Source organism: Nonomuraea sp. B10E15, from assembly GCF_039871615.1.
Lineage (GTDB): Bacteria > Actinomycetota > Actinomycetes > Streptosporangiales > Streptosporangiaceae > Nonomuraea.
On sequence record NZ_JBDPMB010000025.1, the window covers coordinates 1 to 19,334 of the forward strand.

Below are 19,334 nucleotides of genomic sequence, written 5' to 3' on the forward strand. Positions count from 1 at the left end.
TTCTCGGCCGGGTGAAGGTCTACGAGGCCATCGTCAAGGGCGAGAACATCCCCGAGCCGGGCATCCCCGAGTCCTTCAAGGTCCTCATCAAGGAGATGCAGTCGCTGTGCCTGAACGTCGAGGTGCTCTCCAGCGACGGCATGTCCATCGAGATGCGTGACACCGACGAGGACGTCTTCCGCGCCGCGGAGGAGCTCGGAATCGACCTGTCCCGGCGCGAGCCGAGCAGCGTCGAAGAGGTCTGACGACGCTGAGCGGGCCCCGCGCCGGAACACCACCTTCCGGCGCGGGCCGACGCCGCGCCGTCGGCATGCAGGCTTGCGGCGACGGACGCGTCAAGCCCCGTCGGAGCCGTGCGACCGCGATCCCGGCGGCTCGTCCAGCGGGCACCACGGTGGCGGCGGGAGCAGCACGGGAGGAGGCGGTGGCGGTGCCCGGTGAGGCGATGGAGGAGGGCATCGCCGATCTGCTCGGCATCGAGCGGGGGATGGCCGTCCAGACGAGGAACCCGGCCCCGGAGGCCGCCGCCTGGCTCGACGGCGTCCGAGCCGCGCTGGAACAACGGTGCGGCGGCGAACTGCTGGACGAGAGCGCCGACGAGGTCGTCGACGTCGTGTTGTTGTGCTGGCGCGCGGGCGACGGAGGCGGCGACGACCTGGTCGACGCCCTCATGGACGCGATGGGCAACCTCGCCGACGCCGGCTGGATCTGGGTCGTCACTCCCGAGGCCGGCCATGACGGCTATGTCCTGCCGGATGAGCTCGCCGGATCCGTGCCGGCCGCGGGACTCGTCCGGACCCACGGCGTCAGTCTTGGTGGCGGCCGGCGGGCGATCAGGCTGACGTGGCCGCCCTGGCGAAGGACCAGGCGCTGAGGCGCCGGAGGAGAAAGCAGCCCGCCGTGCGGGTGTGCCGCGGCGCGTTCGACCGATGAGTTCTCCCTCCGCCGGCCGTCTACCTCCGGAAGATTTCTCCGCGTGGCCGGCGAGTGGGGAGGATGCGATGAGCGAGGTACAGGACCGGATCCAGCGTCATATCGACACGCTGGTCGCCACCGGCGCGGAGACCGGCGTGCAGGTGGCTGTCCATCAGGACGGCGCGCTGATCTTGATGATCGACAGGGGTGGCCCGCCGCAGGGCGCGGCGAAATACGAGGGGGACCAGAAATGGCCGCCCTGCAGATACCGGCGGATGTGGACCGGGAACCTTCTTGCGCGCAGCCGCGCCGAGACGCCCTTGAGAGAGTTGGCCAGAGTCGAGAGCGCCACCTTGGGTGGATAGTGCACCAGCAGGTTGAGGTGGTCGTGTTCGCCGTTGAACTCCGCCAGCGTGGCGCCGAAGCTGTCGCACACCTCGATCATGATGTCCTCGTGGCGCGGCGCGGGATCTCGTCGGTGAACACCTTGCGCCGGTCTTTGGGCGTGAAGACCGAATGCGCATGCAGGCTGCGGACCACGCTACGGCCCTGCCGGATATCGGGGTTGGGTTCCCCACCCTGATAACCGGCGGTGACATGGACCTCTTGATAGTGTGTTCGATTGTGAAACTGGTGGTGCAGGTGAAGCTCCTGCCGACGCCGCAGCAGGCGACGGCGTTGGAGGCGACCCTGCGCGCCGCCAACGCTGCGGCGACTGTGGTCGCCGCCCTCGCCTTCGAACAGCGGTGTTTCCGTAACTTCGATCTGCGTAAGCACGCCTACGATCAGATCAAGGCGGAGTTCGGGCTGGCGGCCCAGGCCGCCCAGCATGTGATCAAGAAGGTCGCCGACGCCTATCGCACGCTGCACGCCAACCTGGCCGGGGGGAATCTGGGCAAGCCCGGATCCCCGCGCCGTCTCAAGGCCGAAGCCAAGCCGGTCTCCTTCCGGCCGCTGGCGGCTCAGCCGTATGACGACCGGTGCCTGTCCTGGCAGCACGATCAGCGGACGGTGTCGATCTGGACGACCGTCGGCCGGCTGAAAGGGGTGGCCTTCACCGGCTCAGAGGAGCACCTGGCCCTGCTGGCCGCCCACCGCCGTGGCGAGTCGGATCTGGTGTGCCGGGACGGGACGTGGTTCCTGCACGCCACCATCGAGGTCCCCGACGTCCCGGCCGCCGCGCCGGAGGGGTTCTTGGGCGTGGACCTGGGCATCGCCAACATCGCCACCACCAGCGACGGCGTCCGGCGCAGTGGTAAAGGGCTGAACGCGGTGCGGCACCGGCATCGTGCATTGCGCCGCCGGTTGCAGGCCAAAGCCACCAAGTCCGCCAAGCGGCTGCTCAAGCGCCGTCGCCGCAAGGAGACCCGTTTCGCGGCCGACACCAATCATGTGATCGCCAAGCAGATCGTGACCGAGGCGGAACGCACCGGGCGCGGGATCGCTCTGGAAGACCTCCAGGGCATCCGCGAGCGGGTACGGCTTCGCAAGCCCCAGCGGGTCACGCTGCATGGGTGGAGCTTCCACCAGTTGGGCGGCTTCATCGACTACAAGGCGGCCCGGGCCGGTGTTGCCGTCATCTACGTCGATCCGTCCTACACCTCACAGCGGTGCTCGCAGTGCGGGCACGTGGACCGGCGCAACCGGCCCGACCAGGCCACCTTCTCCTGCACGTCGTGCGGCTTCGCTGAGCACGCCGACGTCAACGCAGCCCGCAACATCGCCTCACGCGGTGATACGGGCTGGGCAGTGAGTCACGCTGCCTGACGCGGACCAGACCGTGCACCCCATGTACGGCGAGGAACTGCAAGCTCGGTCGTAACCGGCCAACAGAGTCGTTTACGGCCGAGAAGCTGACCTCTGCCAGATCCAGCCCGACAAGGCGTTCGCCTTCGCCACCGGTAGCCGATCGTCCCAAACGCGCTACCAGTGGCGCTGAGAGCACACCCCCGCAGCCTCGCGCCGCCCCGTCCGCCTGGCCCGGCCGTGAGCCGGCCCAGGCGGGCCACTCCGCCGTGGCGGTGACACGACGATGACACGGCGCGGCCCGGGCGGGGACACGGCCGGTCGACAGTGGGTGGAGTTGACCGGCGGGCGAGTTCACGCGGTGCGCTGTTGACACTCGGCGGCGCGCCGCGGCCCCGCCTGGGCCGCTGTGACCGTCCGCTGGACACAGGTCACAGCTGAGATGATCGAGGAGAGGGCCTTGGCTGATGGTGGAGCGTGGGACCGGCGTTCGGTGTTGCGGGGTGCCGCCTTGCTGGCCGGCGCCACCGCCGTCGCGCCGCTGCTGGGCGGGACGGCAACGGCGCGAGCCCGCGGCGCCGACGCGGACGCGCTGTTCAAGGCCGGGGAGTTCGACCAGGCCGCCCGCGCGTACGAGGAGATCCTCGGAACGGACCCCGCGAATCTGCACGCGGCCCGCCGGCGCGGCTTCATCGCGCTGCTGTCCAACCGGTTCCCGGCGGCCGAGAAATACCTCACGATGGCCGTCGAGCTGGCGCCCGACGACAGGCAGGCCAACCAGTACCTCGCCGACTGCTACATCCGGCAGGACAAGTTCGCCCTGTCCGCACCGCACTGGAAGGCGGCCGGCAACGAGCTGAACGCCACCTGGTTCGCGGCGGTCCGCGGCGAGCCGTACCAGATCCACGGCGACACCACGCAGGTGCCCTGGCTGCAGATGGACCCGTTTCCGCTGGTCGAAGCCTCGGTCAATGGCGGGTCGGCGAAGCGCTTCCAGTTCTACACCGGCGCCCCGGCACTGAGCTTGTCGGCGTCGGTGGCCAGGGAAGCAGGGGTGAGCGCCGTGGCCAGGAAGCAGATCGATCACCTGGGCGGCATCGCATGGCGGAACGTGGGGGTGCTGGCCTCGTTCGAGGTCGGCGGCATGGAGCTGCGCAACGTCCCCGTGGCCTGGCTGGAGTCGGAGTCCGGCGACGACGTCGACGCGCGGAGCGACGGCATGATCGGCATGTGGGTCTTCTACCACCTGCTGCCCACCTTCGACTACGCCGGCCGGTCGCTCATCCTGCGCCGCAAGACCCCCGAAACGGCCAGAAAGGTACGCGCCGCCGCGGTGCGGGCAGGCACCGAGCCTCTGCCGCTGTATCTGGCCCGTGAGCACCAGACGTTCAGCAGGGGCAGCATCGCCGGCTCCGGCACCCGGGTGCTGGGCGTGGGCTTCGGCGGCGTCGGCGAGATCGCCGCGGGCCTGCACGGGCCGGCGGCCGAGCTGCTGGACGTCCGTGTCGACCACGACCGCCCGATCGAGACTTTCGCCCACAGCCAGCCGGCCGTCGCCTACCCGTGCTACCCGAACGAGCTCCGCCTGGGCGACGCCGTCGCCGAAAACGTCTACTGCTACTCGGACCCGCACCTGCCGCTCAGCCCTCACGGCTTCGACGTGCTGGGCCACTTCGCCCACTGCTTCTACAAGCCCTACACCGTCACCACCGACTTCACCGACATGAACCTCTACGTCACCCGCGGCAAAGCCCGCTGATCACTGTGACCGCTCGGGCGTCAGCCGCCGCCGTGGTGCGGCGCTGGCCCCCGGACTGCTGCGCCTGGCCCGGCAGGAGGCGCCGGGCGTCTCGTTCCGGTTCCAGGCAGAGGAACTGGAGGCCGCGACGCCGTTCGCCGCACACTCCACGCGCCCGGAGCAACCTGACGCGATCTCAGGGGTGCGGCGGAGTCGACCGGCTCGTCCACGCCGAGGCTGCGCAGCAGTTCAGCACGGGTCCGGACGAGGCGGGGTCTCCGCTGTGCGCGTGATGGACGCGAGAAGAGCCAGCTTGTCGGCGCTGTCGGTGCCGGGGTCCGGGTGGAGGATGACGAGCGTCTGACCTGGCGCGCCGCTGACCCCCAGCCTCTCCCGGTTCAGCCACAGGTCGCCGACCTGGGGATGGTCGAGGTGCTTGGACGCGCCGTCGCACGTGTTCACGTCGTGGCGGGCCCACAGCCTGCTGAAGTGAGGGTGGGCGAGGGAGAGCTCGCCGACGAGCTCGATGAACCTGGGGTCGTCGGTGTCGGTGCCGACGGACTTGCGGAAGCCGGCGACCATGCCCTGCGCGGCGTCCTTCCAGTCCGGGAACAGGGCCTGCTCGGCGGGGTCGAGGAACACGTCCCGCAGGCGGTTGCGCCCCGCCACGAGTCGCGGTGACAGAGCGGTCGCCGGCGCGTTGGCGGCCAGGACGTCGAAGTAGCGGCCCTCCACGTACGCGGGCAGCGCGAGCGTGCCGACGAGCTTGGCGACACCCGTGGGAACGGACTCCTTCCTGGGCCGCCGTCGCCGCCGAGGTCCCTCCGTCCCCAGCCGTAGCAGGTAGGCGGTCGCGTCGTCGTCGAGCCGCAGCACGCGGGCCAGGGACTCGAGGACCTGGGCGGAGGGGTTGCGGTCGCGCCCCTGTTCCAGGCGCAGGTAGTAGTCGGCGCTGATACCGGCGAGCATCGCGACCTCCTCCCGGCGCAGGCCGGGCACCCGCCGTACGCCCACCGAGGAGATGCCGGCCTGTTCGGGAGTGACGAGCTCCCTGCGGGCGCGTACGTAGTCGCCCAGGAGGTTGGATTCGTCGCTCATGCCGCCACAGTAGTGCGCGCGCCTTCGCGCGTGCCTGGTCCCCTCGCCCCCAGGATCGCCGGGACCCTGGCTCCGCCGGCCGGCAAGCGGAAACCTCGCCTCCGTACGAACAGCGGTGACACGGCAAGGAGCTACACCATGTCTACATATTTGCTGGTGCACGGGGCCTGGCACAGCGGGCAATGCTGGGAACGGGTGGTGCCGTTGCTGGCCGCGGCCGGGCACCGGGCGCTGGCGCCGTCGCTGACCGGCTACGGCGACAGGGCGCATCTGCTCGGTCCCGAGGTGGGGCTGGACACACACGCCGACGACGTCGTCGAGCTGATCATCGAGCAGGACCTCACCGACGTGATCCTGGTGGGGCACAGCTACGCCGGGCTGGTCATCTCCTCCGCCGCCAACCGGATCCCGGATCGGATCTCCCATCTGGTCTATCTCGACGCGATGGTCCCGGAGGACGGCGAGAGCGCGGTGGACGTGCAGCCTGTGACCCAGGCCCTCATCGACGGCGCGGCGGAGTCCGCGGCGCCCTGGCGGATCCCGCCGATGCCGGAGTTGCCGCCGCCCCTGGGCCTGTTCGGGGTGACCGACCCGGCGGACGTGGCGTGGCTGCGGGCGATGTTGTCCGATCAGCCGGTGCTCTGCCTCCAGCAGCCGGTCCGGCTGGACGACCCGGCCGTGCGCACCATTGCGCGGACCCACATCCACTGCGTGGCCGGCGTGCCGGAGGGCATCGAGCGGCGGCCGGTCCCGGCGACACAGCCCAACGGCAGCCCGGCGCAGGTGTGGGAACTGGAGACGGGCCACGACTGCATGATCACCATGCCGGCCGAGCTCGCCGATCTGCTGCTCAAGCTCGGCTGACCCGGCTCCTGACCGCGGTCGGCCGCGCGGCGATGACGGCGCGACGCGCGGCCGGGGCGCTCCCTATGCGTGGGGGAAGTATCCGAGGACGAACTCCTTGTTCACCTTCGAGGTGGGCGGCTTCGACTCACAGTCCGGCCTCAGCGAGACGAAGTGGCTCTGCGTGTGCGGGACGTAGCAGCGGTACAGCGCCCTTCTGCCGGGGCCGGGGCTGGTGAAGAGATAACCCTCGGTACGCAGTTTGGCGTGCCGCTTGGCCGAGGGGTTGACGCTGTTCTCGCAGTCGGCCGCGCCGGACAGGAATTGGTCGCGCTTCGCGTTTCCGGAGAGGCAGCCGTAGATGGCCCTGGTGCCCGGCTCTTTCTTGGTGAGAATGGGCACCCGTCCTTCCTCGCGATATTTCGGGCCAGGCCGGGCGCCGCTGGTGACATAGTGCTTGAGCCCGTCGAAATAACGCACCAGCGGCACCGTCCTGGCCTCCGCCTGAGCGGCGGGCGCGCCGACTCCGACGATGGCCGCCGCGGCGGTCAGCGCGCTCGCTACCAGCACATTCTTCTTCATGGTCCATCTTTCCTTGCCGGACAGGGTGATGTACGGGAAGGAACATTAGCGACGTTCTCCTGCTCGGACCGACATAGGCGCCCGATATTAAGAAATGGCCGGTCGATGTCCGGTTGATGTCCGGTCTCCGCGGACGGTCCCGACGGCGGACGCGGTCAGGACCGCACGGCCCGGTCGTCCGCGGTGACGTACTGGTCAGGCCGTCCTGGCGGCCGGCGAGATGCACCATGCGGCGGCGAGCTCGTCGGCGGTGGTGATGGCGTGGGCGAAGGTGGGGCCGTTCAGCTCGTGTGCGGCGTGCATCATCTCGGGCAGGAACGCCGCGGTGGCGTCGCGCACCAGCGTGACGTGGTAGCCGAGTTCCATGGCGAATCGGCCGGTGGACTCGATGCAGGTGTTCGCCAGCAGGCCGATGAGCACGACATGGGTGATGCCGTGCTGCTTGAGCTGGAAGTCGAGGTCGGTGTTGGCGAACCCGCTCTGCGCCCAGTGCTCCCGTGCCACGACGTCGCCGGGCTGCGGCCGGAAGTCGGGGTGGAACTCCCCACCCCAGGTCCCGCGGGCGAAGCTGTGACGCTTCATGATGGCGCGTTGCGTCGGGTTGGGGTGATCCCAGGTCTCGTAGTCGCCCGGCTCCCAGCGGCGGTGCGGAACGATCATTATCCGGATGCCGGTCCTTCGGGCGGCGGCGATCACGGAGCTCAGGTGGTCCAGCAGCCCGACCTGCTTCGCCACGGACTCCACGTGCGGCCACACCTTGCCGCCCTCGGACAGGAAGTCGTTGTAGGGATCGACCAGCAGCACGGCCGTGTGGCGGGGCTCGTACACCTGGGACATGACATCCGCTCCTTGCCTGGGACGATGAGAGCAACCCAGGAACAGGCTTGTGCCCATCATTCACAAGAATCAAGTAAGCCCGGTTCAAATGCCGTTTGCCGCATACTCGGACGCCCCGGAAATCTGTGCTCTACTTTGTAAAGCCGCCCGCTCTGGTAACGACTCCCGCATTCAGCGATGAAAACAGAGCATCACCGGTCAGGCCGTACGATCAGTGCTGGTGGCTTTCGATGCGGCCGCCGAGTCGAGCGTGCGGCTCGGCCAGGAGCTTCGGATCGGAGACGACGGTCCACCGGTCGCCCACGAGATACGTCCCGCCGTAGGCCCGGGCTCCTTCGTACCACGCGTCCTGGTTCTCTCGCGTGGTGAAGGTCATGACGACGTAGCGGCCGGCGCCGGTTCGGCAGGACACCTGGCGCAGTTCGCTCGCATCGACCTGGACCGACGGCCGGTCACACTCGATGGCGGCGAGGATGCGGTCCAGGCCGGCGCCGGGGAGGGGTTCGCCCGCGACGGGTCGGGTCGGGTGGTGATGGGCGGTCGCGGTGCTGCTCGGTGCGGGAGCGAAGATCGTGAAGACGGCGAGGCCCACGCCCAGGACGGTCAGGCTGGATGCCGCAATGATTCGCAGATGCCTCATCTCGCGCACCTTTCTCGGGTCCGGCGGTGGAGAGACCATGTCCAGGTACGCGCGCCGGCGGCCGCGGGTTCAACGCGAGGACTCGGCGGCGCGGGAGCGGCGCCCCGCTCTCCCGGGCCCCAGGAGGCGACTTCACGCCGGGTGGTGCGGTGTGCGCTGAGCGCGTCGAACTGGATCGCCGCGCACCCTCCCGGCCCCGCAGGCCGGCGGGGTGCGCGGCGGCGGTCAGCCGGCGAGCAGGGCGTTGGCCTCGGTGATGAGTTTCTGCGCGGCCTCGTCGGGGGGCATCCGGTTGAAGATGACCTCCTCGGAGTAGCGCCTGAGGATGCCTTCCATGGCGCTGGAGCCCTTGGGAGGGGCGGCGGGCGGGTCGGCCAGTTCGCCACGGACTTCGTTCACGAACGCCAGGGTCTTCTGGTCGGCCTCCGGGAGTTTGGCGCTGACGGCGGACAGCACCTTGGCGTTGGCGGGCAGGCCGCGGTCGCTGAGGATGTTCTGGCCGGCTTCGGCGTCGTTGACCATGAAGTCGATGAACTTCGCGGCCTCGGCGGCGTGCTCCGACCTGGAGGAGGCGGTGTAGAACATGGCCGGCTGCAGGAACATGCCGCTGGTCGTGGCGCCTTCGATCTTCGGCATGCGCACGAGGTCGAGTTCCTGGCCTGATGCCTTGGCGGCCGCGCCGAGGACGTTGGTCCAGATCATGCTCGTGGCGCCGGTGTTGGTGCCGATGAGCGTCTGTTCGATGCCGGCGTCGTACAGTTCGGAGCTCTTGTCGGCGCTGGGGGAGCCTTTGGTCCTGATCAGGTCCTGCGTGATGGCCCACCAGTCTTCGAGGGTCTGGGGGGACACGCCGATCTTGTTGCCGGCGTAGAGTTGCTCGCCCTTCTGGGCGGCGTAGATCTGCAGGTACGCGGGGTTCCAGGTCAGCTGGGTGCCGGTGATCTTCCCGTCGGTGCCGGTCGTGACCTTGGAGCAGAGTTCGACGAAGTCTTCCCAGGTCCAGGAGCTGTCGTCGGGGAGCGTGGCTCTGGCGCGCTTGACCAGGGCGGAGTTGATCACCATCGCGAAGGAGTTGACGCCGGTGGGGATGGCGTACTGCTTGCCGTCGACGACGCCGGTCGCCAGTATTTTGGCGTCGATGTCGGCGGCGCTGACCTTGGAGGCCAGGTCGGCCAGCGCGCCGCGTTCGGCGTATTCGCGGAGCGCGCGGATTTCCAGGGTGATGACGTCGGGCGCGTCCCGGCCCGCGACCTGGGTGGCCAGCCTTTCGTAGTAGCTGGGAAAGTCGGAGATCTCGCCCTCGACGTCGATGGTCGGGTTCTTCGCCTCGAATTTCGCGATCGCCGCTTCGGTCATCTCGCGGCGCGCGTCACTGCCCCAGTAGGCGAAGCGCAGCTTGACCTCGTCGTCGGTGCTCTCGCCGCCGCCGCAGGCCGTGGTGACCGCCAGCATGGCGGTGGCGAGCAGGGCCGCCGACCAGATCTTCTTGCCAGAGCTCACGGCTCTTTCCTCCTTGGGGTCTTCTGCTGGGGGTGGAAGGAACGTTCTCGGCACTGCGGTGCCCGTGGCATGGATCTGAGGTCTGACGTTAGCGCGATGATCGGTAAGGGAGGTAGGGGGTTTCGCGACACAGCGCCGCCGGTGTTCGGGGCCGCAGGCCGTGTTGCGCGGTGCGGTCCGGTGGGCGCCGGTGTGGGGACTTCCGGAGGGCTGCGGGGGAGTCCGGCCGCAGGCGACGGCTGGCCCGCGCGGCGCGTGCCGGTGGGGCGGGGTCACCGTGCGGCCGGATCCTGGTGGTCAGGCGAAGAAGGTGATCCTTCCTTTGCCGTGGACGGTGCTGAGTCCCTTGGTGGCGCAGATGCTGATGTTGGAGGTCGGGGTGGCGGTGCCGGCAACCTTGCTGCCCGCCAGCGCTCCTTTGCTGACCCGTCCGCTGAGGAGCATGTCGCCGGGGTTGTGGCCGGTCAGCTTCTCCATCGATGGTCGCAGGGTGGAGACGCCGGCTCGCCGGCCGTCGGCGCCGTACCAGGTGATGGTGCCTTTGCCGTGTATGTCTTGCGCGCCGGCGCAGGAGGCGCGGCCGGTGCTGCGCACGGTCATGACGCCGGAGCGCATCCCGGCGGCCGAGGGCGATGAGGCGGTGCAGCCGGTCAGCGCGAGCCTGGCCTGGGCGGTGACGGTGTCCGGCAGGAACCTGACCGGCGGGGCGAACGTGATGGGGCGTTCGGCGGTGGTGGAGACCTGGCAGGTGAGCAGGGTCTGCCGGGTGGTGGCCGAGGCGGGTGATGTGGTCGCCGTCGTCATCGCCACCGCCGCGGCCGTGGCCGCGCCTGCGCGCATGAGCGGGTGAACGGGCATGTCGTCTCCTTGTCCTGGTGGTGGCCGGTGTGCGGCGCTCGGTGATCTTCTGAGGTGGAGCCCACGATAGGAGGGGGCGTGCTGCGGGGCGGCGAGCGCGGCGCCTGGCGGGAAAACTTGATCGACTTCTTAACGGCGCACGCCGTGCCACAAGTGATCAGTTGTCGCGGTATGGGCGACGCTGGGTGGCACGAGCGCTGACTGTGCCCTGGGGGAGGGAGTTTCATCGTGGGTGAGGACGACATCGCGACCGTGGTGCGGGAGCACTGCGTGCGGATCCTGAAGGTCGACCCGGGCCGGGTGACCGTGGACGCGCTGCTGCGTGAGGACCTGGAGGCCGACAGCCTGGATCTGGCCGAGCTGCACGTGGCCTTGGAGGACAGGTGGGGGCCGCTGCCTCGCGAGACCCTCGCTGACGTGCGGACCGTGGGCGATGTGATCGCCAGGGCCCGCCTGCTGCTGAGGGGATCGGTGTGAGCGTGCCCGGGGTTCGTGTCGCGGTGACCGGCCTGGGGGTGCGTACTCCGGCGGGCGCCCACCCCAAGGAGGTGTGGAACACGCTGCTGGCCGGCCGGTCCACCGCCCGCCCGATCACCTCGTTCGACACCGAAGGGCTGGGCGTCGGCTTCGCCTGCCAGATCGCCGACCTGGACATGGAGGCGTACCTGCCCGCCAAGCAGGCGTCGCGGCTCGACCGGATGGCTCAGCTGGCCTTCTGCGCCGCCACCGACGCTCTGGCCGACGCGGGCGCCCTGCGAGCGCCGCCGCAGCGCCGGGCGGTGGTGACCGGCACCTGCTTCGGCGGCAGGATGACGGACGAGGCGGTCATGCTCGGAGGGCAGCATTCCGGACGCGGCGATCCGGGCCCGCTGTGCGTGCCGATGGCCATGCACAACTCGGCGGCCGCCGCGATCAGCATTCACCACCGCATCCAGGGTCCCAGCCTGTCGGTGGAGACGGCCTGCGCCTCAGGCTCCCACGCGATCGGCGAGGCGGGCCGCCTGGTGCGCGGAGGGCACGCCGACGTGGCGATCGCCGGTGGAGCGGAGGCCTGTATCACTCCGACGGTGCTGCTGGGCTTCCGGCGTTGCCAGGTCCTGTCGCAGCGCAACGACGCGCCTGAGCGTGCCAGCCGGCCCTTCGACCGTGATCGGGACGGCTTCGTGCTGGCCGAGGGCGCCGCGTTCGTCGTCCTGGAGAACCTCGAACACGCCATGCGCCGCGACGCCCATGTCTACGCCGAGCTGACCGGCTACGCCTCCGTCTCCGACGCCCACCATCTCACCGCGCCGTCGCCGCAGGGCGAGGGGGCGGCCCGTTGCATGCGCGCCGCGCTCGCCGACGCGGGCCTGGCCCCGGAGGAGATCGCGCACGTCAACGCGCACGGCACCGGCACACCGCTCAACGACGTGGCCGAGGCCCAGGCGATCAACGAGGTGTTCGGCCCGGCGAAAGTTGCGGTCACCTCGGTCAAGGGGGTCACCGGGCACGCCATCGCCGCCGCGGGCGCCATCGAGGCCGTGGCGGCCGTGCTGGCGCTGCAGGAACGTGCCATCCCGCCCACGGCCAACCTCGAGCACGTGGACCCGCGGTGCGACGTCGATGTCGTCGACCGGGTGCGGCCCATGACGCCGCGGCCGGTCATGTCGAACTCTTTCGGTTTCGGCGGCCACAACGCCGCCCTGATCTTCTCGCCGTGCTGACCCGAGGACCTGTCGTGCGCATCTCCGCTCTCACCGGCGTCACCGCCGCCGTCCTGCCCGCCTTCCCGCTCGCCGTCCTGTCCGCCTTCCCGCTCGCCGTCCTGCTCGCCGGCGGGCCGGCCGGTCCGGTCGCCGCCGACGTCGCCACGCCCTCACCGGTCGCCGCCGGTGTTCCCGGCATCGTGCCCTCGCCGGCCGGTCCGGTCGTCGCCGGTGTTCCCGCCGCGACGCCCCGGCCTGTCGTCGCCGGCACCGGGCTCCCGTCGGCGGATGCCCCGCTCGACGCCCCGCCCGATGCCCTGCCCGGTGATCAGGAAGAGGGGCTGGAAGTGGGGCAGGGCAAGATCTGCATCAACGTTCCCGTCGACGCCATCGCCAGAGCCTGGGCCAGGATCGTCGCGCCGGGTCTGGTCGTCAGTCGCGCCGCCGGCGCGGCGCCGCGCGTCGGGGTGCCAACGCCGCCCCAGCCAACGCCGTCCCAGCCGGGGGTTACACCAGTGGTGACGCCAGTGGTGACGCCAGTGGTGACGCCTGGGGTGACGCCCGCTCTGCGGTTCCCTGGCGGCGGGCTGCCCAAGGCCATGCCCTTCCTGGAAGCCGTGCCCTGCTGAGCCCGCCCGTCAGGCGATCCCGCTCACGGGGGAGCCGTGGAAGGTGCCGCCGTAGCAGGTCATGCGGCTCGTGCTGGTCGGGCTCGGCAGGACCACGCCGGTGCCGAGCATGCAGTCGATGATCGAGACGCTGAGGGCGGGCCCTGCCGTGACGACCAGGAGGGCGCTTCCTGCGGCTGTGGAGGCGAGGACGGTGATGAGGCGGCGCATGGCGAATCCATTCACTGTAAGTAATGTTCTGCTACGTAGAGTTACCATACGGTAGTGATCCAGAACGAGCTGTGAGAGGTGAGGCGTGACCACCCCGCTCTTCGACGTCGTGGCGATGACCGAACACTGGACGCGCGCCCGGCCCGGCACGGTCGCCTGCCGCGTCGATCGCCGTCGCGGCGCCGAGGAGCTGACCTACGGGCGGCTCGACGAGCTCATCACCGAGGCGGCGGCCAGGCTGGCCCGCGCCGGGGTGACGGCCGGGACGCGGGCCGCGGTGATGATCCCGCCCGGCCGGGACCTGGTCGCGGTGGTGCTGGCGCTGCTCCGGCTGCGGGCCGTACCCGTCCTGATCGACCCGGGACTCGGGGCGCGCGCCATCGGCGCCTGCCTCGAGGAGGCCGCCGTCCAGGCGTTCATCGCGGTTCCGCGCGCTCATCTGGCGCGGCTCCTGCTGGGCTGGGCACGCGGCAGCGTGACCGCCACCGTCACGTTCGCCACGCCCGCCCTGTGGTTCGCCCGCATCCGCCGCCTCCACGCCGGCACGCCGCCGGTCGCCGCGGCGCGCCCACGGACGCCGTACGCCGACGATCTGGCGTTGATCGCCTTCACCTCCGGCTCCACCGGCGTGCCGAAAGGAGTGCCCTACCGCCACCGGCACCTGGCCGGGCAGACCGAGCTGCTGGCGCACCTGGGCGCGCTCGAGCCGGGCGCCACGGTGTATTCGACCTTCCTGCCGTTCGCGGTGGCGGCGCCGGCGATGGGGTGCGCCTCGGTCATCCCGCGGCTCGACCTGCGCCGTCCCGGACGCACCGACCCGGCCGCCATGGCCGCCTCCATCGCCGCCCACGGCGTGCGGGGCCTGTTCGCGGCGCCCGCGCTGCTGGACCGGCTCACCCGTCACTGCGCGCGCCACGGGCAGGTCCTGGACAGCCTCCAGATCGTGCTCACCGCCGGCGCGCCCCTGCCCTTCTCGGTGCTGCGGCGCGCCCAGCGGTGCCTGCCCGCGCACGCCGACGTCCGCTCGGTGTACGGCGCGACCGAATGCCTGCTGGTCGCCGTGGCGGACGCGGCCGAGCTCGCGGGAACGGCGGCGGACACCGCGCGCGGCGCCGGCACCTGCCTGGGCTCGGCGCTGCCCGGGAACCGGGTCCGCGTCATCGGCATCACCGACGAGGCGATCCCGCGCTGGTCGGACGATCTGGTGGTGCCGGCCGGCACCGTGGGGGAGATCACCGTGGCCGGCCCCGCGGTCAGCGACCCGTACCTGAAGCGCCCGCGCGAGAGCGCGCTGGCCCGCATCGACGACGACGGCGAGCCGGTGCACCGCATGGGGGATCTCGGCTGGCAGGACGAGCGGGGGCGGCTGTGGTTCGCGGGACGCAAGAGCGAACGCGTGCGCACCGCCGACGGCGAGATGTACACCGACCAGGTCGAGCCGATCGTCAACGCGCTGCCGGGCGTGCACCGCAGCGCGCTGGTGGGCGTGGGGCCGCCGGGCGGCCAGCGCCCGGTGTTGTGCGTGGAGTGCGAGCCGGGCACCCCCGGGCGCGAGCGTCGCGAGATCGTCGAACGGGTGCGGGCCGCCGCGATCGGCGGCATCGGGCACGTGCTGGCCCACCCGGGCTTCCCCATGGACGTCCGGCACGCCAGCAAGATCCGCCGCCCGCTGCTGGCCCGCTGGGCCGCGCGCGAGCTGGGCGGTGACGGGCGGTGAAGGTGCTGGTGACCGGCGGCGGCGGATTCCTCGGCCAGGCCGTGTGCCGGCTGCTGGCCGCGCGAGGCGAGCACGTCTCGACGCTGGGCCGCCGCGGCCACCCGGAGCTGGACGCGCTCGGCGTCGTCCAGCACGCCGCCGACATCCGTGACCCGGACGGCGTACGCGCCGCCGTGGCCGGCTGCGAGGCCGTCGTGCACTGCGCCGCCCTGGCCGGGATGTGGGGACCGGCCCACGCCTACCGGTCGATCAACGTGGCGGGCACGGCGAACCTGATCGAGGCGTGCCTGCGGGCCGGCGTCACCCGGCTGGTGCACATCTCCTCGCCCAGCGTCGTGCACGACGGAGGCGACCTGGAGGGCGTCGACGAGTCGGCCCCCTACGCCCGCCGCTTCCTGGCCCACTACCCGGCGAGCAAGGCGATCGCCGAACGGATCGTGCTGGCCGCCGGCAACGAGCGGCTGGCCACCGTCGCGCTGCGCCCGCACCTCATCTGGGGGCCGGGAGACCCGCATTTCCTGCCCAGGCTCGTCGCCCAGGCCCGCCGCGGCCGGCTCGTCCTGCCACGCGCCCCCGGCAAGCGCATCGACACGGTCTACGTCGGCAACGCGGCCGAAGCCACCCTGCTCGCCCTGGACGTGCTCGCCCCGGGATCGCCGGTCGCCGGCCGCGCCTACTTCATCACCCAGGACGAGCCCATCACGGTCGCCGCCTGGGTCAACGGCCTGCTGGGCGCGGCCGGCCTGCCGCCGGTGACCCGGTACGTCCCGGCCGGCGTGGCCCGGATGGGAGCCGCGGTCGTCGAATACGGCTACCGGCTCGCCCGCACGCGCTCGCAGCCCCCCGTCACGCGGATCGCCGCCGTCCAGGCCACGACCTCCCACTGGTTCGACGTCTCTGCCGCCCGCCGCGATCTCGGCTACGTGCCGCGCGTCAGCACGGCCGAGGGCCTGGCCAGGCTCGCCGCCCACCTGTCCGCCCACGCCGCGGACCCGGACGGCGATCGCGCCGCACGCCCGCCCGTACCACCGATCCAGCCCTGAGGTCCCGATGCCCGGCCACGTCCCGCGCCTGCCCGGCTACCCCTTCGTCTCCCGCTGGTTCGCCCGTGACGGGCTGCGCCAGCACTACCTGGACGAGGGCGACGGGGCGCCCGTGCTCATGCTGCACGGCAACCCTTCGTGGAGCTACCTGTGGCGGCGGCTGATCGAGGCGCTGCGCGGCGAGCACCGCTGCGTCGCGCCCGACCACATCGGCATGGGCCTGTCGGACAAGCCCGGCCAGGACCGCTATCCCCACACCCTGGCCTCCCGCGTGGACGACCTCGACGCGCTCACCGCCCACCTCGTCGCCGAGCGGGGCGCACCGGACCGTGGCTGGACGCTCGTGGTGCACGACTGGGGCGGCCCGATCGGCATGGCCTGGGCCGGCCGCCACCCCGGCCGGGTGGCCCGGCTGGTCGTGCTCAACAGCGCCGCATTCCCCAACCCGCACGGCCCGAGGGTACGGCCGGCGCTGCGGCTGCCGCTGTGGCTGCTGCGTGAGACCCGCCTGGGTGAGCGGCTGTTCCTGCGCCACCACGCCTTCGCCCGCCTGGCCACGCTGCCGCCGTTCGGGGTCCGCAACCGGCTGCCCTCCGACGTGCGGGCCGCCTTCCTGGCCCCCGGCGACCGCCAGGGGAACCGGCTGGCCGTCCAGCGGTTCGTGCACGACATCCCGCTCGGCCCCGGCCACCGATCCTGGCCGCTGCTGGTGCGGGCGGGGGAGTGCCTGGCCGGCTTCGCGGACCGGCCCGTCCTGATCGGCTGGGGGATGCGCGACCCGGTGTTCGACCCGCTCATGCTGCGCGAGTGGCGACGGCGCCTGCCCCGCGCCCAGATCCACGCCTTCCGCGATGCCGGCCACTACGTGCTCGAAGACGCCCACGACCGGCTCGTCCCCGCCATCAGCGCCTTCCTGCGCCGCTGACCGGCCCGGACCGGACGCCGTCCAGCGGGTCCTCGCCCCGGACGCTTCCCACCGGACGCCCTGCGCCGGGCCCCTTCACCCCGGGCCGCCCTGACCGGGCACTGACCCGCGTTCCTGGCAGCCACCAGTTGCGATGCCCCAGCAGCCGCATCAGGCACGGGACCAGCACCATCCGGATGATGGTCGCGTCGATGACGATCGCCGCCGCCACCGCGAACCCGCCCTGCTGGAAGTCCAGCCGCCGCGTGAACATCAGGCCGCCGAACGTGACGGCCATGATGGCGGCGGCCAGCGTGATGGGACGCGCCGTGTGCCGCAGCCCGTGCAGGACGGCGGCGGTGTTGTCGCCGCCGCGGCGGTAGTGCTCGGCGATGCGGTGCACGAGGAAGACCTCGTAGTCCAGGGACAGGCCGAAGACGATGGTGAAGACGACCAGCGGCAACAGCACGTTGATGTCGGCGCCCTGCCCGCCCAGGTCCTGGAAGACGACGGTGAGCAGCCCGAAGGCGGCACAGACGCACAGCAGGTTCATGGCGAGCGCCTTCACCGGGATCAGCAGGCTGCGGAAGACGATCAGCAGGAGCGCGGACGACGCCAGCAGCACGACCGCCAGCACCCGCCACAGTCCGCCCAGCGCGCCTTCCGCCAGGTCGGCGAGCCGCGCCGCCGGCCCGGTGGCCAGCACCTGCTGACCGGCGGGCAGCAGGCGCCCGGCGAGGGCGTACACGTCCTGCTGCAAGGCGGCGCCGGCGTCGCTGTCCGGGGCGGGCCTGCCGGCGACCAGCATCACCGTCAGATCCCTGCCGTTGTCCAGCACGGTGGCCACCGACACCCGCGGGTCGGCCCGCAGAGCCTGGCCGAAGGCGAAGGTGTCCACCGGGGCGGCGCCGTCCGGGTGCGGCAGCGCCAGCGCGGTCAGCCCGGCCACCCCGTCCCGCTCCAGCTCGGCCAGGCCCGCGCCGATGTCGGTGCCGGCCAGCGCGCCCCGGTCGTAGTGCAGCCCGAGCCGCAGATGCAGCACCGGCGCGGCGGCCAGCAGCAGCACGGTGGTGGCCGCCACCGCGTACCAGCCTGGCCGCCTCATCAGATGTTCCGCGCCGCGCAGCCACGCGGGCCGCCTCGTCAGATGCTCGCCACCGCGCGCCCACGCGGGCCGCTCCGCTCCGCGCCCGGCCCGCCACCTCGGCACCCTGCCCCACTCCAGCCGGCGATCCACCCGGGCCAGCAGCGCGGGGCCCAGCGTCAGCGCGGCCGCCAGGGTGACGCACGCGGCCAGCATCCCCGCCAGCGCCAGGGAACGCGCCCACGGGACGCCGACGACCAGCAGCGCGCAGGAGGTGACGGCGACGACGGCTCCGCACCAGGCCACCGTGCTGCCCGCGGTGGCGGCGGCGCGTCCTGCCGCCACCGCGGGCGCCAGACCCGCGCGACGGGCCTGGCGGTAACGCAGCAGGATCAGCAGCGTGTAGTCCAGCCCCAACCCCAGGGACATGGTGACCGTGTAGGTCAGCATGGTCGAGTCGACGGGCACGAGCGTGCCCGCCACCGCGAGCGCGCCCGCCCCGGTCGTGATCGCCGCACCGCCCACCACCAGGGGCACGACCGCGGCGCCCACCGTCCCCAGCCCGAGCACCAGCAGCAGCGCCGCCACCGGGATGGTCACGGCCTCCATCGTCCGCAGGTCGGCCATGTCGGTGTGCGCCATCTGCCCGAAGGCGCGGCTGACGCCGAGGATGGTCACGCCGACCGCGCCCGCCGACGCGTCCCCGGCCGCCTGCCGCGCGCTCGCGAGCTGGGCGGGCAGATTCCGCTGACGGGTGAGTTCGTCACCGTGCACGCCGGCCAGAACGTAGGCGTGGCGGGGATGCCCGCCGTCGATCTCCGGCAGCGGCAGCAGCGCGCCGATGTCCGGGCGGGCGGCCAGCGCGTCCACCGTGGCGGCCATCGCCTGCTGGAAGCGCGGCTCGCCCGCGTCCAGGCGCGCCGAGGAGAAGGCCAGCAGCATCTGCTCCTCGCCCAGTTCAGGGAGCCCGCGTGCGATCATGGCCGCGGCCGCCGCGGACCTGGAGCCGGGCACTTCCAGCGAGGGCGGAGCCAGCCGCTGCATGAGGCCCGGCAGCAGCATCACCGACCCTGCGGCCAGGAGCAGCCACACCGCGAGGACGAGCCGTCCACGGCGGGCCGCCGCCCGGCCCAGCCTGCCGAGCGCGGCGGAGCCGGCGCCGGGATCGTCCGGCTGAGAACCGGAAGGTCCGGGGGAGAGGCCGGTGGGGGAGACGGCCGCGCCGCCGTGGCGGGAACGGCGGCGACGGACACCAACCGGCATGAGCGCTCCTCTTCCTCCTCCCGCCGCCCGGAACCTGCGGGC

General features: G+C 71.8%; 19 protein-coding genes and 1 pseudogene. 11 read left to right on the forward strand and 9 right to left on the reverse strand.

The annotated features are described in order from the left end of the window. On the forward strand, positions 1-245 hold a 245-nt coding region (locus ABGB14_RS41790; protein WP_347646470.1), incomplete at its 5' end, for a hypothetical protein. A gap of 179 nt (positions 246-424) precedes the next feature. Continuing rightward, complete coding sequence (locus ABGB14_RS41795; RefSeq protein WP_347649420.1) at positions 425-874, forward strand: DUF3052 family protein; 450 nt, start codon at positions 425-427, stop codon at positions 872-874. 213 nt (positions 875-1,087) lie between these two features. Here the strand turns inward: ABGB14_RS41795 and tnpA are convergent. Beyond that, positions 1,088-1,473 (reverse strand): annotated as a pseudogene (tnpA, locus tag ABGB14_RS41800) (IS200/IS605 family transposase). 39 nt (positions 1,474-1,512) lie between these two features. Between tnpA and ABGB14_RS41805 the strand changes: the two are divergent. Beyond that, complete coding sequence (locus tag ABGB14_RS41805) at positions 1,513-2,682, forward strand: transposase (RefSeq protein ID WP_347649421.1); 1,170 nt, start codon at positions 1,513-1,515, stop codon at positions 2,680-2,682. A 439-nt stretch (positions 2,683-3,121) separates the two neighbouring features. Further along, positions 3,122-4,420: an aspartyl protease family protein gene (locus ABGB14_RS41810; RefSeq protein ID WP_347649422.1), complete on the forward strand. Its 1,299-nt coding sequence runs from the start codon at positions 3,122-3,124 to the stop codon at positions 4,418-4,420. Between the two features lie 228 nt (positions 4,421-4,648). On the opposite strand, the gene ABGB14_RS41815 is transcribed toward ABGB14_RS41810, so the two are convergent. Continuing rightward, entirely contained in the window at positions 4,649-5,497 is an 849-nt protein-coding gene (locus ABGB14_RS41815; protein WP_347649423.1) for a helix-turn-helix transcriptional regulator, read from the reverse strand. A 138-nt stretch (positions 5,498-5,635) separates the two neighbouring features. Here ABGB14_RS41815 and ABGB14_RS41820 point away from each other — a divergent pair, with 138 nt between their 5' ends. Continuing rightward, positions 5,636-6,361 (forward strand): alpha/beta hydrolase, encoded by a 726-nt coding sequence (locus tag ABGB14_RS41820; RefSeq protein ID WP_347649424.1) that lies wholly within the window; start codon positions 5,636-5,638, stop codon positions 6,359-6,361. Between the two features lie 63 nt (positions 6,362-6,424). Here ABGB14_RS41820 and ABGB14_RS41825 read toward each other — a convergent pair whose 3' ends face one another. The 5 genes from ABGB14_RS41825 to ABGB14_RS41845 all read right to left on the reverse strand — a co-directional run bounded on the left by ABGB14_RS41825 (position 6,425) and on the right by ABGB14_RS41845 (position 10,757). Continuing rightward, entirely contained in the window at positions 6,425-6,922 is a 498-nt protein-coding gene (locus ABGB14_RS41825) for a hypothetical protein (RefSeq protein ID WP_347649425.1), read from the reverse strand. Between the two features lie 195 nt (positions 6,923-7,117). Continuing rightward, the gene (locus tag ABGB14_RS41830) at positions 7,118-7,759 is read right to left on the reverse strand and encodes a cysteine hydrolase (RefSeq protein ID WP_347649426.1); all 642 of its coding nucleotides are present in this window, start codon (positions 7,757-7,759) and stop codon (positions 7,118-7,120) included. A 211-nt stretch (positions 7,760-7,970) separates the two neighbouring features. Continuing rightward, the gene (locus tag ABGB14_RS41835) at positions 7,971-8,399 is read right to left on the reverse strand and encodes a hypothetical protein (RefSeq protein WP_347649427.1); all 429 of its coding nucleotides are present in this window, start codon (positions 8,397-8,399) and stop codon (positions 7,971-7,973) included. Positions 8,400-8,624: 225 nt separating this feature from the next. Beyond that, entirely contained in the window at positions 8,625-9,899 is a 1,275-nt protein-coding gene (locus ABGB14_RS41840) for an extracellular solute-binding protein (RefSeq protein WP_347649428.1), read from the reverse strand. A gap of 297 nt (positions 9,900-10,196) precedes the next feature. Further along, positions 10,197-10,757 carry a hypothetical protein gene (locus ABGB14_RS41845; protein ID WP_347649429.1) on the reverse strand — a complete coding sequence of 187 codons (561 nt, stop codon included), beginning with the start codon at positions 10,755-10,757 and terminating at the stop codon, positions 10,197-10,199. A 228-nt stretch (positions 10,758-10,985) separates the two neighbouring features. Between ABGB14_RS41845 and ABGB14_RS41850 the strand changes: the two genes are divergently transcribed. The 3 genes from ABGB14_RS41850 to ABGB14_RS41860 are packed head-to-tail and all read left to right on the forward strand — an operon-like array spanning position 10,986 to position 13,071. Then, a complete protein-coding gene (locus ABGB14_RS41850) occupies positions 10,986-11,234 on the forward strand; it encodes an acyl carrier protein (RefSeq protein WP_347649430.1) in 249 nt (82 codons plus the stop codon). Further along, positions 11,231-12,460 carry a beta-ketoacyl-[acyl-carrier-protein] synthase family protein gene (locus ABGB14_RS41855; protein ID WP_347649431.1) on the forward strand — a complete coding sequence of 410 codons (1,230 nt, stop codon included), beginning with the start codon at positions 11,231-11,233 and terminating at the stop codon, positions 12,458-12,460. The genes ABGB14_RS41850 and ABGB14_RS41855 overlap by 4 nt, the downstream gene beginning before the upstream one ends. A 14-nt stretch (positions 12,461-12,474) precedes the next feature. Further along, positions 12,475-13,071: a hypothetical protein gene (locus ABGB14_RS41860; protein ID WP_347649432.1), complete on the forward strand. Its 597-nt coding sequence runs from the start codon at positions 12,475-12,477 to the stop codon at positions 13,069-13,071. 9 nt (positions 13,072-13,080) lie between these two features. Here ABGB14_RS41860 and ABGB14_RS41865 read toward each other — a convergent pair whose 3' ends face one another. Then, positions 13,081-13,281, reverse strand: a complete 201-nt coding sequence (locus ABGB14_RS41865) for a hypothetical protein (protein WP_347649433.1) — start codon at positions 13,279-13,281, stop codon at positions 13,081-13,083. A gap of 85 nt (positions 13,282-13,366) precedes the next feature. Between ABGB14_RS41865 and ABGB14_RS41870 the strand changes: the two genes are divergently transcribed. The 3 genes from ABGB14_RS41870 to ABGB14_RS41880 are packed head-to-tail and all read left to right on the forward strand — an operon-like array spanning position 13,367 to position 16,966. Next, positions 13,367-14,998 (forward strand): fatty acid CoA ligase family protein, encoded by a 1,632-nt coding sequence (locus ABGB14_RS41870; protein WP_347649434.1) that lies wholly within the window; start codon positions 13,367-13,369, stop codon positions 14,996-14,998. Beyond that, a complete protein-coding gene (locus ABGB14_RS41875) occupies positions 14,995-16,041 on the forward strand; it encodes an NAD-dependent epimerase/dehydratase family protein (protein WP_347649435.1) in 1,047 nt (348 codons plus the stop codon). Before ABGB14_RS41870 ends, ABGB14_RS41875 begins: the two co-directional genes overlap by 4 nt. A gap of 7 nt (positions 16,042-16,048) precedes the next feature. Further along, a complete protein-coding gene (locus tag ABGB14_RS41880) occupies positions 16,049-16,966 on the forward strand; it encodes an alpha/beta fold hydrolase (RefSeq protein WP_347649436.1) in 918 nt (305 codons plus the stop codon). Here the strand turns inward: ABGB14_RS41880 and ABGB14_RS41885 are convergent. Then, positions 16,944-19,292 carry an MMPL family transporter gene (locus tag ABGB14_RS41885; protein WP_347649437.1) on the reverse strand — a complete coding sequence of 783 codons (2,349 nt, stop codon included), beginning with the start codon at positions 19,290-19,292 and terminating at the stop codon, positions 16,944-16,946. The genes ABGB14_RS41880 and ABGB14_RS41885 overlap by 23 nt on opposite strands. Positions 19,293-19,334 lie beyond the last annotated feature (42 nt).